Source organism: Pseudomonas sp. HMWF006 (assembly GCF_003061205.1).
GTDB lineage: Bacteria > Pseudomonadota > Gammaproteobacteria > Pseudomonadales > Pseudomonadaceae > Aquipseudomonas > Aquipseudomonas monsensis.
Genome location: NZ_QAIU01000499.1, coordinates 471 through 11597, shown reverse-complemented (window position 1 = coordinate 11597; position 11127 = coordinate 471). Strand labels below are relative to the sequence as shown.

Below are 11127 nucleotides of genomic sequence, written 5' to 3'. Positions count from 1 at the left end.
CCGCCGCAGGTTACCGCGTATTTCTGCGCCAGACGCAGGCCTGGCAGGGTTTTGCGGGTGTCGAGCAGCTTGACCTGAGTGGCGCCGACGAAATCTGCCAGGTATTGCGCACGTGTCGCCACGCCAGACAGCAGCTGCAGGAAATTCAATGCGCTGCGCTCACCGGTCAGCAGCGAGCGCGCCGGGCCTTCCAGATGAAACAACGGCTGATTGGGCTTGACCCGTTCGCCATCGACCACTTGCCAATGCACCGCGACGCGCGGATCGAGCTGACGAAATACCGCATCGACCCACGCCGTGCCGCAAATAACGGCTGCGTCGCGCGTGATGATGGTGGCTTTGGCCAGGCGTTCGGCCGGGATCAGTTGCGCGGTGATGTCGCCGCTGCCGATGTCTTCGAGCAACGCACGGCGCACGTTGGCTTCGATTTCGGCGGTCAAATCGGCGAGACGTAGATTCGGCATAACGGGCTCCACAAACAAAGTGGTTCGATTATAGGGGCATGGCGTGAGCCAACCCAAGGCGAGAACTCGCGTGCCTGACTGCATCTGGTCGATTTCTTGTGAGTAAAGCCGGTTCAGTCGTGGTCATTGAGAGGGGGCGAGGCATAGGGGAAACCCTGACGGCTATAGCGCCGGGGACGACTTTTGCAAGATAATCCGCCTTGCATTTGACGTCATAGCTTTGACGTCCTGATTGGAACTTGTGGTAGCGGGCCTGCTCGCGAATGCATTCTTTCAATGACATTGATGCGGCTGACACACCGCTCTCGCGAGCAGGTTCGCTCCCACAGGGGCAGAGTTTGCTTGATCGAACGAATCACCGTTTCAGGAGGCTTGGATGCACAACGACGGGAAAGTAGTGCCTTTGTACAAGGCCACTACCGATCAGGCGAATCACTCGCCGCTCGCCCGCCTGCCTGTGATTCTGCTTCAGGTTCGCGACAAGGCTGCCCAGCAACTGCGCCACGGTTTGCAGGAACTGTTCGATAACGCTGACGACACGCTGTTTGAAATGGCCGATCGGGCGCGCAACGACGTCGAGCAGAACATTTTCTTCGAAGCCATGCGCGACCTGCGCCTCAAGCGCAAAAACATCGAGCGTGGTTTTCTCGAACAATTCTTCGAAGCATTCGTCGCCCTGACCCGACACGACGCCACGCACAACGCGCTGTCGGGTTCGCTGATCTACGAAGATTCGGCGCCCCGCACCGATGACATGGAACGCAATGTCGCCGTCGAAACCATGGTTGGCCGGGTGCTCAAGCGTGATGGCTTTGCCCTCGACCAATTGACCCTGCGCCTCAATGCGCTGCTCGACAATACCCTTGACGATCGACACAACCCGCTCGGCCCGGCAATGCTCTGCGAGTACTTTCTGCAGGCCGGACGTAACCTGGGCGTGGAGATCAAGGTCAAGCTGATCCTGCTCAAGCTGTTCGAACGCTATGTGCTGGCCGACACCGAACAATTGTATGCCGAAGCCAATCAGCTGCTGCTCGCCACCGGCGTCTTGCCGCAGTTGAAACCGGCACCGGCGCGCCGGGTAATCGACCGCGCGGTGGCCAGTGTGCACGACGAAGAAAGTGATGATCGGCAGCCGGCGGACGAAGGCGTGCAGGAAGTCTTCAGCGCCTTGCAGGCCTTGTTGGTGCAGGTGCGCGGCAGTGTCGCGCCGACCCTGGAGCCCAGCGCCGCCGCCCAGCCAATTACCACCCGCGACCTGCTGCGGCTGCTCTCACACTTGCAACAGTACGTGCCGGCGCTGGCGGCGCAGGACGACTTCGATCTGCGCAATCAGCTCGAACAACTGCTGACCCGGGTCAGCGTCAGAAGCGGCAAGTCGCGGGTCGTGGACGGCGCCGATGAAGACGTGATCAACCTGATTGCCATGGTCTTCGACTGCATGCTCGAGGATCGCAACCTGCCGGACTCGCTGAAGGCATTGATTGCGCGGTTGCAGATCCCGATGCTGAAGGTTGCGGTACTCGACAAGAGTTTCTTCAGCCGCAGCAGCCACCCGGCACGGCGCCTGCTTAATGAAATCGCCGAGGCTGCCATGGGCTGGGGCGATTGCAATGGCGAAGCGCGCGACAGCCTGTACCTGCGCATCGGACAAGTGGTGCAGCGGCTGTTGAGTGATTTTGTCGATGACCCGGCGATTTTCTCCGAGCTGCTCGCCGACTTCCTCGCCTTCACCAGCGATGAACGCCGGCGCAGCGAATTGCTTGAACAGCGTTTGCGCGATGCCGAAGAGGGCCGGGCGAAGACCGAGCTCGCCAGGCGGCGAGTCGAGCAGGCGTTGAACCAGGCACTGTTGGGCAAGGTGCTGCCGCCCACCGTGGTCATGTTTGCGCAGAACGCCTGGAGCAAAGTGTTGATGCTGACCTGCCTCAAGCATGGCGATCGCTCCGCCGAATGGCAGGCCGATGTGCAAACCCTGGAGCAACTGATCTGGAGTGTGCAGCGTCATGACGATGCGGCAGCCGGCCTGCGCTTGCTGGCGCTGGTCCCGGGTCTGCTCAAGTCATTGCGTGACGGTTTGACCAGTTCGGCATTCGACCCGTTTGCCACCAGCGAATTTTTCAGCGAGCTCGAGGCACTGCATGTGCGAGTGCTCGAACCGTCCAGCGAGTCCGCTCAGGCCGAAGGGCCGGAGCTGATCGAAGTCTCGCAGCAGATCGTCCTGCCCGGCGCGGAGGAGGGCGCGATGGCGCTGAGCCCGGTACGTCTGGGCCACGACGACGCCAGTGTGCGCCAGGTCGATCAGCTGCGGCCGGGCAGTTGGGTCGTGTTTCAGGAAGATGAAGAGCACACCCTGCGTTGCAAGCTTGCCGCAATCATCGAAGCCACCGGCAAGTATGTGTTTGTCGACCGCACCGGCATGAAAGTCCTCGAACACAGCCGCACCGGGCTGGCCCTTGAGTTCCGCCGGGGGGCGGCACGGGCACTGGACGACACCTTGCTGTTTGACCGGGCGCTGGAGTCGGTGCTGGGCAATCTGCGGCGCCTCAATCGCGCCAAGTGATCGCGCGTCGGGTGCCGATCACGGCATACTGGGCGCAACACAGTCGGCGTTGAAGGAATCGTTATGCAGTTGGATCCCGCTAGCGGGTGGTGTCACGGGGTGCAGGTCTGCCCATCGCCCAACTTCAATGAACGCCCCGCGGGCGAAATTTCCTTGCTGGTGATCCACAACATCAGCCTGCCACCGGCCCAATTCGCCACCGGCAAGGTGCAGGAATTTTTCCAGAATCGTCTGGATGTCACCGAACATCCCTATTTTGCAGGCATCGCCGACCTGCGCGTCTCCGCGCATTTTCTGATCGAACGTGACGGCACGGTGACCCAGTTTGTCTCCTGTCTTGAACGGGCGTGGCATGCGGGTGTGTCGATGTTCGAAGGCCGCGAAACCTGTAATGATTTTTCCGTGGGCATCGAACTCGAAGGCACCGATGATCTGCCCTTTACCGAGGCGCAGTATCAGGCGTTGATCACGCTGACGCGTCAGCTGCAAACAGCATTTCCGGCGATCACCGGCGCTCGCATCTGCGGGCACAGCGACATTGCACCCGGGCGCAAGACCGATCCTGGCCCGGCATTCGACTGGGCGCGTTACCGCGCGGCCCTGGCACAAGAGGAAGGACAATGAGTTTTCTGGTGTTACTGCTGGCGGTCTGGATCGAGAAATTCTCGGCCCTGCGTCATCGGATTCAACGCGATGGCGGATGGATCCGCGAGCTGAACAAACTCGAAACCGGCGCTCGGCTGGCCGACAAACCGTGGCTGATACTGACCATTCTGGTGCTGTTGCCGGTGGCGCTGCTGGGTCTGCTGCTGTGGGTGCTGGAGCCTGTGGCGTATGGCTTGCTGGCATTGCCGGTGCATCTGCTGGTGGTCATCTATGCCCTCGGACGCGGTGATCTGTTGGGCGGCCTCGGACCGTTTCGCGACGCCTGGCGCCGTGAGGATCTGCAAGCGGCGGCCCACGTCGCCAAACGTGACCTGAATATCTGCGCCGACAGCGGCGAGCAATTGCTCGAAAGCGTGCAACGGCACTTGCTGTGGCAGGCCTATCAGAGCTTCTTCGCGGTGATCTTCTGGTATTTCCTGCTCGGCCCGGTGGCGGCGCTGGCCTATCGCTTGTTGGCGCTGGCCGAAGCGCATGGTCAGAACCCGGCATTGGTCGAGCGCGCCGGGCAATTGCGCCATGCCTTCGACTGGGTGCCGGTGCGTCTGCTGGCCGCGAGTCTGGCGTTGGTCGGCAACTTTGTCGCCGTCAGCCGGGTAATGCTGCACGAACTGCTGAACTGGAACATCAGCGCTGCGCAACTGATCGACAAGGTCGGTCTGGCGGCTGGAGAAATTCCGCCACCGGTGGTCGGACCGGAAGGCATCAACACCCTCGATTGCCTGTGGGAACTGCTGCTGCGGGCGGCGGTGTTGTGGTATGCCGGGTTTGCCTTGTGGACCGTGCTGGTTCACTGATCACTTCAGTGAAAGCACGTGTGGCGCGGGGATTTATCCCCGTTCAGCTGCGCAGCGGCCGCAAATCAAGCACACGCGGTGTGTCAGAAAGTCTGCGGTGTTTGGTTTTAAGACTGCTGCGCAGCCGAGAGGGGATAAATCCCCTCGCCACCGGTCGGTGCTCGGCCGCTGTAGCCGTTAACCTTAAGTTACAAAACCTCCCTTCGATTTGAGCTATACAGAGATGGCGCTCGATAGTGGCTATCTGCTGTCGCCCCGCGCCTGCCAATAAAAACAAGAAAAGCCAAGGGAGACTTCCAGTGAAGAGCTTGCTCTATCCCGCTGTCTCGCTGATGAACCGTCTGAGCTTCGGCATGAAGTTCAGCCTGATCAGCGTGCTGTTCCTGGTGCCGATGCTGGTGACCAATTTCTATCTGGTGCGCGATTCCTATCGTGAGTTCCAGGGTACCCGCGTCGAGCTGCAAAGCCTCGACCTGCTGGGTAGCAGCCTGACCCTGCGCCGGGATCTGGAGACCCTCAACAATCTGGTGCAGATCAACGTCACCCTTGGCCAGTCCGGCAAGGCCGGTAACGTCGAAGCGCAGATCACCACGCTGGAACAAGCGGTGCTGGCGCGCCTGCAAGGGCTGACGGCAATGACCGACGATCCCGAGCAGATCAAGGTGTTCGACGGCAAACGCGATGAAATGATTGCCGCGTTCAAGGCTCAGCAAGCGGAAAACTCACTGCAAAGCAAAAGTGCGCTGATCGGCAAACTGCTGGCGAGTGCGCAGATTTTCAGTCAGATCATCACCAGTCAGGCTGGTCTGAGCCGCGATAACCAAAGCGATATCCGCCAGCTCAGCGAACTGGTCACCCTGATTACGCCGACAGTGACGCAAACCCTTGGCGAAGGCCGGGCCATGGGCTCGTATTCGTTGGGTCAGGGCTTTCTCAACAGTTCTTCGAGCACCCGGTTTGATGAATTGCTGGTGCAGATCGAGAAGCTCCAGGCCGAGTACGGCCTGAAGTTGCAGGACGCCCTCGGCTCCAGCAAAGCCGCCAGCGCCGCGCTCAGTGGGCAGGCCGATACCAGCAAGGCGACGTTGAAGCAGGCCAGCGAACTGTTCGAAGAACAGGTGGTGATGGCTGACACCCTCGATGCACCCTGGCAGACCTTTTATGATCAGGTCACGGCGTTGATGGACAACACCTACCAGCTCAACGAAGCCACGTTGAACTACCTCGACACCCAATTGCAGCAGCGTCTGACGCAGAACCGCACGCACATGGTCTTGCAGGCTGTCGCGCTATCGCTGGTGTTTGTGCTGATTTTCTACCTTTACGGCGGCTTCTACGCCTCGACCCGCACCACGCTCAAACGTCTCGGCGCGATGATGGACAAGGTCGCAGCGGGCGACATGACGGTCAATTTCAAAGCCAACAGCCGCGATGAACTGGGTGAGCTGGGCGAAGTGTTCAATGGCACGGTGAGGAAGATTCACGACTTGATCGAGCGCGTCGGCCAGACCGTTGCTGAGGTCGAGCGCCAGGCCGGGCAGGTTGAAAACGTCTCGGCGCAAAGCAATCTCGCAGTGGCCGGGCAGCGCACGCAGATCGAGCAGGTGGCGACGGCGATGAACCAGATGTCGGCCACGTCCATGGAAGTGGCACGCAGTGCCGCTGCGGCGGTGAGCAGTGCGCACAGCGTCAACGACGAGACCCTCAGCGGTCGCGGCCTGGTCGAGTCACAGCAGGGCAGCATTGCCGCGCTGGCCAGCGAGATTGATCAGTCGGTGCTGGTGATCAACCAGCTGGCCAGCGACAGCCAGTCGATCAGTCGCGTGCTGGAGGTGATCAAGAGCATCGCCGAACAGACCAATCTGCTGGCGCTTAACGCCGCGATCGAAGCGGCGCGCGCAGGCGAGCAGGGCCGTGGTTTTGCCGTGGTCGCCGATGAAGTGCGCACCCTGGCCAAACGCACCCAGCAATCGACCGAAGAAATCGAACAGATGATCGCCAAGCTGCACGGCGGTGTCGGGGCGGCGGTCAAGGCCATGGGGGTCAGCCATCAAATGGCCAACGGCACCGTGGGGCAGTCGGAAAAGGTCCAGCAGGCGCTGGAAAACATCCTCGGTGCGGTGGGCATGATCGTCGATCAGAACCAGCAGATTGCCGCCGCGGTAGAGCAACAGACTGCGGTGGCCCATGACATCGACCAGAACATCGTCGAGATCAACCGTGCCGGCGAGCGCACGGCGCAAGGCGCCCACCAGACCGAAGATGCCAGCCGTGCGCTCTCGGCCCAGGTGGTGGAGCTGAAACAGCTGATCAGCGCCTTTCGTGTGTAGGTAGAACGCTAATCCCTTGTAGGAGTGAGCCTGCTCGCGATGTCGGTGTGCCAAAGAATCAATACTTTGCTGACACACCGCCATCGCGAGCAGGCTCACTTCTCCACAGGGGCAGCGTCTTGTCTGAATTTTTTGTAGTCCTTTTTTACTGATGGTCGTAAGCCAATTCCTGTTTGCCTCCAGTTGCTGGCTTTTTGTCATTCATCAGCCACTATCCTTGCTCAGTTGATCGCCAACCGGAGGCCCCGCTCATGTCCGTCGCAACCCTGGGAATCCAGGGCCGTTGTGCCCATTGCCATACCACGCTTGTGCTCAAGCCCTGGCAACTGAACGCGATCGCAATCAATGAAGCCTTCACCTGCGAGCATTGCCAGAAAACCCTCGAGCTGCGCTGCCCGCAACAGATGAAGCGCTTCAAGTCCCTCGATTCGCTGGCGCTGTTGCGCTTCAGCGCCTCGCTCACGGTGTGCACCGCGTTGCTGGTGGCGTTGGTGATGGAGTGGATTGGCCTGCTCAGTGTCAGCGAGCAACTGAATGCTTCGCTGATTACGATTTTTGTGTACTTCGTGTTCGTGCGTCATGCGCGTCAGCGACAGGATCTGACGCTGATTCTCGACGCGGCCAAGGCCCACGCCGACTGATTACCAGCCGAACACTTCGCAGCTGTTGGCGGTGCTGACGCTGGCCAGTTGTTGCGGGCTGATGTTCATCAGTTCGGCGAGCGCCGCGCAGATCGCCGGCAGATGCGCCGGGCTGTTGCGCTGGCCGGGGAACATGACGGGCGCCATGTCCGGTGAATCGGTTTCCAGCACGATCGACTCCAGCGGCAGCTCGGCCAGCACTCGATGCATGCGCAGCGCCTGCGGCCAGGTGGGGGCGCCACCCAGACCCAGTTTGAAACCGAGTTTGATGTACTCGCGCGCCTCTTCACGGCTGCCGGCGAAGGCGTGGATGATCCCGGCGCGTTTGAGCTTGAAGCGTTTGAGTGTGGCAATCGTCGCGGCATGACTGCGGCGCACATGGATCAGCGCCGGCAACGCGAAATCCACCGCCAGTTGCAACTGCGCCTCGAACAACGCCTGTTGCCGCTCGCGGTCGAGGGTTTCGATGAAGTAATCCAGACCGATCTCGCCCACTGCGCACAACTGGCGGTGGCTGCGCCACCGCGCCAGCCAGTCGCCCAGCGTCTGTAAATCCTCGGGGCGATGCTGATCGAGGTACACCGGGTGCAGACCGAACGCCGCGTATAAATCAGGATCGCTCTGCACCAGATCCCACACCCGTTGCCAATTACCCTCATAGACCCCCAGCACCACCATGCGCCGCACGCCGAGGGCGCGGCTTTGCGCCAACAACGCCGGGCGATCGGCGTCGAAGTCGGGGAAGTCGAGGTGGGTGTGGCTGTCGATCAGCTCCACGGCTCAGTCCCGCAAAATGCGCTGCTTGAAGGTTCGGGGAATGGCCTGCACACCGGGCTCGTATTCGGCTTGCTCGACGGCGGCCAGTGCCAGTTCCAGCGCCTTGTCGGCGATCAACTGGTGCTGCTGGGCCATGGCGTTGACCGGCAGTGGCAGGAAGTCCAGCAACTGCGTATCGCCGAAGGTGCCGAGGCGCAGCGGACGTGATTTCAGCGGGAAGTCATGCAGCGCGTCGAACACACCTTGCAACAGCACGTAGGAAGTGGTCACCAGCGCATCCGGCAAATGCCCCAGACGTTGCAGGAGTTCTTCCATCAGTTGTTTGCCGCATTCACGGCTGAAGGATTCGGCATGCTCGACCAGCACTTCACCTTTGAAATCGACCAGGGCCTGTTTGAACCCGGCGGCACGTTCCTGGCTGATGCTCAGCTCGGGGCGGGCGCCGAGCAGGACGATCTGCTTCGGTTGCGGATCGAGCAGGCTCTGGGTCAGGTGCAGGCTGGCTTCGCGGTCGTCGCTGATCACCGAGCAGAAATGCTCCGGTTCCATGACCCGGTCGATGGCGATGATCGGCAGGCCCTTGGCCTGCAACTGGCGGTAGCTGTCGTCACCGGCCGGCAGGCAACTGGCGACGATCAACGCATCGCAACGGCGGGCGCGGAACAGTTGCAACAACTGGCGCTCGCTGTCCGGCGCATCGTCGGAGCTGGCGATCAGCAACTGATAGCCGCGGGCCCGCGCACCTTGTTCCAGCAGTTTGGCAATCCGCGCGTAACTGGGGTTTTCCAGATCCGGTAGAATAAACCCCAACGTGCGCGTATGCCGGCTGCGCAGCCCGGCCGCTTGTGGGTTTGGTGTAAAGCCATGCAGGTCAACCACCGCCCGCACCCGCTCGACAGTCGCGTGACTGATGCGTTGCTGTTCGGCCTTGCCGTTGATGACGTAGCTGGCGGTGGTCACGGACACTCCGGCCAACCGCGCGATATCACTGAGTTTCAACCCGGGATTTCCTTGTTTTTTCGAGCGTGCGCCGAGATTTTCGCCAATCCTACCCGATTAGGGCAGGCGACTATTGTCGCAGCGCATCCGACAAGTTGGACTTCAAGGATGAGACATTATCGAGTAACGTGCCGATCAATCTAGATTAAACGTTTCAGCAGGCGTATTTTCTACGTTTTAGACGCCTTTGGCCGGTTCTGCCGTGAAACCGCCAAAACTGCCCCTGAAAGGGAAGCTGACAAGCGCCTAAGCTGCAACCATTCAAAACAATACCTGGCGTCATCAGGCGCCAAAAAGGAGATCGCATGCTCGAGCTCACTATAGAGCAGATATCCATGGGCCAATCGGCTGTGGATAAACCCGCCGCCCTGCAATTGCTCGCCAATCACCTGGTTGCCGATGGTCTGGTCGCCGACGGCTACCTCGCCGGGCTGCAGGCACGGGAAGCCCAGGGCTCGACCTTTCTCGGTCAAGGTATTGCCATCCCCCACGGCACCCCGCAAACCCGTGATCAGGTTTTCGCCACCGGCGTGCGCCTGATGCAGTTTCCCGAGGGTGTGGATTGGGGCGATGGGCAAATCGTTTATCTGGCGATCGGCATCGCCGCCAAATCCGACGAACACCTGCGCCTGCTGCAACTGCTGACCCGTGCGCTCGGCGAGACCGACCTGGGCCAGGCGCTGCGGCGCGCCAGCTCGCCCGAAGCGCTGCTGAAACTGCTGCAAGGCGCGCCGCAGGAACTGGCGCTCGATGCACAGATGATCGGCCTCGGTGTGTCGGCAGACGATTTCGAAGAACTGGTCTGGCGTGGCGCACGTCTGTTGCGTCAGGCCGATTGCGTGAGCAATGGCTTCGCCGGCGTATTGCAGCAAGTCGAAGCGCTGCCGCTGGGCGATGGCTTGTGGTGGCTGCACAGCGAGCAAACCGTGAAGCGTCCTGGCTTGGCGTTCGTCACTCCGGACAAACCGATGCGTTACCTCGGTCAGCCACTCAGCGGGCTGTTCTGCCTGGCCAGTCTCGGTGAAGCCCATCAGGCCTTGCTCGAGCGTCTGTGCGCGTTGTTGATTGAAGGTCGCGGCCATGAACTGGGCCGCGCCACCAGCAGCCGCAAGGTCCTCGAAGTGCTCGGCGGCGAACTGCCGGCCGACTGGCCGAGCGCCCGTATCGCGCTGGCCAACGCCCACGGTTTGCATGCGCGCCCGGCGAAGATCCTCGCGCAACTGGCGAAGAGTTTCGATGGCGAGATTCGCGTGCGCATCGTCGACAGCCAGGACAGTGCCGTGTCGGTGAAGAGCCTGAGCAAGTTGCTCAGCCTCGGCGCCCGGCGCGGTCAGGTGCTGGAGTTGATCGCCGAGCCGAGCATCGCCGCCGATGCCTTGCCGGCCCTCTTGGCCGCGATCGAAGAAGGTCTGGGTGAAGAAGTCGAACCGTTGCCAGCGGTGAGCCAGCAACGCGAAGTCATTGCCGATATCGCTGAAGTGCTGATCGCCCCGGCGTCCGGCGCTCAATTGCAAGCGATCCCGGCGGCACCGGGCATCGCCATCGGCCCGGCGCACATTCAGGTGCAGCAAGCCATTGATTACCCGTTGCGCGGTGAGTCCGCCGCCGTCGAGCGCGAGCGTCTCAAGCAAGCCCTGAGTGACGTAAGAACTGACATCCAGGGCCTGATCGAACGCAGCAAGGCCAAGGCCATTCGCGAGATTTTCATCACTCATCAGGAGATGCTCGACGACCCGGAACTGACCGACGAAGTTGACACTCGCCTCAAGCAAGGCGAAAGCGCCGAAGCGGCGTGGATGGCGGTGATCGAAGCGGCGGCCAGACAACAGGAATCGCTGCAGGATGCCCTGCTCGCCGAGCGGGCGGCGGATCTGCGCGACATCGGTCGCCGGG

Annotated in this window: 8 protein-coding genes and 2 pseudogenes; 7 read left to right on the top strand and 3 right to left on the bottom strand. The window is 61.2% G+C overall.

The features are described from left to right. Positions 1 to 464 (bottom strand): annotated as a pseudogene (locus tag DBR24_RS33210) (nicotinate-nucleotide diphosphorylase); the annotation flags it as partial. Between the two features lie 376 nt (positions 465 to 840). Between DBR24_RS33210 and DBR24_RS21810 the strand changes: the two are divergent. The 6 genes and pseudogenes from DBR24_RS21810 to DBR24_RS21790 all read left to right on the top strand — a co-directional run bounded on the left by DBR24_RS21810 (position 841) and on the right by DBR24_RS21790 (position 7458). Continuing rightward, positions 841 to 3027, top strand: a complete 2187-nt coding sequence (locus DBR24_RS21810) for a DUF1631 domain-containing protein (protein ID WP_128615780.1) — start codon at positions 841 to 843, stop codon at positions 3025 to 3027. A 63-nt stretch (positions 3028 to 3090) separates the two neighbouring features. Further along, positions 3091 to 3651 carry a 1,6-anhydro-N-acetylmuramyl-L-alanine amidase AmpD gene (gene ampD / locus DBR24_RS21805; protein WP_123464552.1) on the top strand — a complete coding sequence of 187 codons (561 nt, stop codon included), beginning with the start codon at positions 3091 to 3093 and terminating at the stop codon, positions 3649 to 3651. Further along, positions 3648 to 4487 (top strand): regulatory signaling modulator protein AmpE, encoded by an 840-nt coding sequence (gene ampE / locus DBR24_RS21800; protein ID WP_128615779.1) that lies wholly within the window; start codon positions 3648 to 3650, stop codon positions 4485 to 4487. The genes ampD and ampE overlap by 4 nt, the downstream gene beginning before the upstream one ends. Before the next feature lie 332 nt (positions 4488 to 4819). Continuing rightward, positions 4820 to 5959, top strand: a pseudogene (locus DBR24_RS34925) (HAMP domain-containing protein); the annotation flags it as partial. A gap of 144 nt (positions 5960 to 6103) precedes the next feature. Further along, positions 6104 to 6817, top strand: a complete 714-nt coding sequence (locus tag DBR24_RS34920; protein WP_371921341.1) for a methyl-accepting chemotaxis protein — start codon at positions 6104 to 6106, stop codon at positions 6815 to 6817. A 251-nt stretch (positions 6818 to 7068) separates the two neighbouring features. After that, positions 7069 to 7458 carry a hypothetical protein gene (locus DBR24_RS21790; protein ID WP_123464557.1) on the top strand — a complete coding sequence of 130 codons (390 nt, stop codon included), beginning with the start codon at positions 7069 to 7071 and terminating at the stop codon, positions 7456 to 7458. On the opposite strand, the gene DBR24_RS21785 is transcribed toward DBR24_RS21790, so the two are convergent. Further along, positions 7459 to 8235: a TatD family hydrolase gene (locus tag DBR24_RS21785; RefSeq protein WP_128615777.1), complete on the bottom strand. Its 777-nt coding sequence runs from the start codon at positions 8233 to 8235 to the stop codon at positions 7459 to 7461. Between the two features lie 3 nt (positions 8236 to 8238). Further along, positions 8239 to 9234: a catabolite repressor/activator gene (cra, locus tag DBR24_RS21780; protein WP_128615776.1), complete on the bottom strand. Its 996-nt coding sequence runs from the start codon at positions 9232 to 9234 to the stop codon at positions 8239 to 8241. A 305-nt stretch (positions 9235 to 9539) separates the two neighbouring features. Here cra and fruB point away from each other — a divergent pair. Further along, positions 9540 to 11127 (top strand): fused PTS fructose transporter subunit IIA/HPr protein (gene fruB / locus DBR24_RS21775; protein ID WP_371921340.1); only part of this gene is annotated, 1588 nt, incomplete at its 3' end.

Excerpts from the sequence above, each read along its gene's own strand:
- DBR24_RS21810 (WP_128615780.1), top strand. The coding sequence starts at position 841 with ATGCACAACGACGGGAAAGTAGTGCCTTTGTACAAGGCCACTACCGAT.
- ampD (WP_123464552.1), top strand. The coding sequence starts at position 3,091 with ATGCAGTTGGATCCCGCTAGCGGGTGGTGTCACGGGGTGCAGGTCTGC.
- ampE (WP_128615779.1), top strand. The coding sequence starts at position 3,648 with ATGAGTTTTCTGGTGTTACTGCTGGCGGTCTGGATCGAGAAATTCTCG.
- DBR24_RS34920 (WP_371921341.1), top strand. The coding sequence starts at position 6,104 with ATGAACCAGATGTCGGCCACGTCCATGGAAGTGGCACGCAGTGCCGCT.
- DBR24_RS21790 (WP_123464557.1), top strand. The coding sequence starts at position 7,069 with ATGTCCGTCGCAACCCTGGGAATCCAGGGCCGTTGTGCCCATTGCCAT.